Source organism: Rheinheimera sp. 4Y26 (genome assembly GCF_025245835.1).
In the GTDB taxonomy this organism is placed as follows: Bacteria; Pseudomonadota; Gammaproteobacteria; order Enterobacterales; family Alteromonadaceae; genus Pararheinheimera.
Genome location: NZ_JAOBWS010000033.1, coordinates 1 through 1,178, shown reverse-complemented (window position 1 = coordinate 1,178; position 1,178 = coordinate 1). Strand labels below are relative to the sequence as shown.

Here is a 1,178-nt window from a genome sequence, read left to right as displayed (position 1 = left end):
TACCAATCCCGTGATGAGATTTTCCAGCTTATGCGGCCTGCTTTGCATACTCAACAGGCGACATGTAATTCAACGAACTGTGCGGGCGAACATGATTGTAATGCTCGCGCCATAAATCTATTTCGTATCTGGCCTCGTCCATCGTTCTAAACCAGTGTTGGTTCAAGCATTCGTTTCTGAACTTGCCATTCAAACTTTCAACAAATGCGTTTTGTGTTGGTTTACCTGGCTGAATAAAACCCAGAGTAACGCCGCTTTCTTTGCTCCAGAAGAACATCGCCTTGCTGGTAAATTCAGTTCCATTGTCACAAATTACCTTATTTGGTTTGCCGCGTTGCTCAATCAGCAAACTCAAGAATCTAGCGACTTGCCTGCCACTGATGGAAACCAAAACCAATTGGCCTACCATTTCACGCGAATAATCATCCACCACATTTAAGACCCTAAAGCGCCTGCCATTGCTGAGTTGGTCAGAGACAAAGTCCATCGACCAACGCTGATTCGCCTCTGTAGGCACTTCCATCGGCTGCCGTGGTCGTGTCAGCTTTTTGCGTTTCTTCGTACGCACCTGCAAACCTTCTTCGGTATAAAGGCGATAGGTGTGTTTACGGTTTTTAACCCAACCTTCGCCCCGAAGCAGACCATGCAACATCAGATAGCCATAGCGCGGATATTGGGTTGCCAATGCTTTCAGCCGCTGCCGTATGCTGTTATCTGCATTCCTTTTTGGCTGATACCGCAATGCCGTTCGGCTTAATCCCGCCAACTTGCAAGCCACCCGTTCACTCAGGCGAAAAGCTTCTATCAAATGCTGAGCAACAGGTTTCCTTGCCGCTGGCGTCACCACTTTTTTGACAACACATCCTTCATCGCTTCGACTTCCAGCATCTTGTCGGCCAGCATTTTCTTAAGCTTGTTGTTCTCTGCCTCAAGCTCCTTCAATCGCTTGGCTTCGTTCACTTCTAGGCCTGCGTACTTACTGCGCCAGTTGTAGAAGGTCCCGACGGATATCCCCATCTCACGGCATAAGTCCTCGACCTTCGTGCCTGCTTCATGCTGCTTGATGGCTTTGATGATTTGTTCTTCGGTGTAACGTTTTTTCATTTTGAGATCTCCATTGGTTCCATTTTATTGGAAATCTCATCAATGTCATGGTCTTAAATTTGGGGGAAAGGTCA

General features: G+C 47.3%; 1 protein-coding gene. It reads right to left on the bottom strand.

The window, feature by feature from the left end; all coding sequences use genetic code 11:
• Positions 1-28: 28 nt before the first annotated feature.
• Positions 29-1,104 (bottom strand): IS3 family transposase gene (locus tag N3Z11_RS18005; protein WP_260658569.1). Its coding sequence is split into 2 segments (ribosomal slippage): positions 29-855 and positions 855-1,104, totalling 1,077 coding nucleotides; the frame shifts between segments, so codons are not numbered across the junction.
• Between the last annotated feature and the right edge of the window lie 74 nt (positions 1,105-1,178).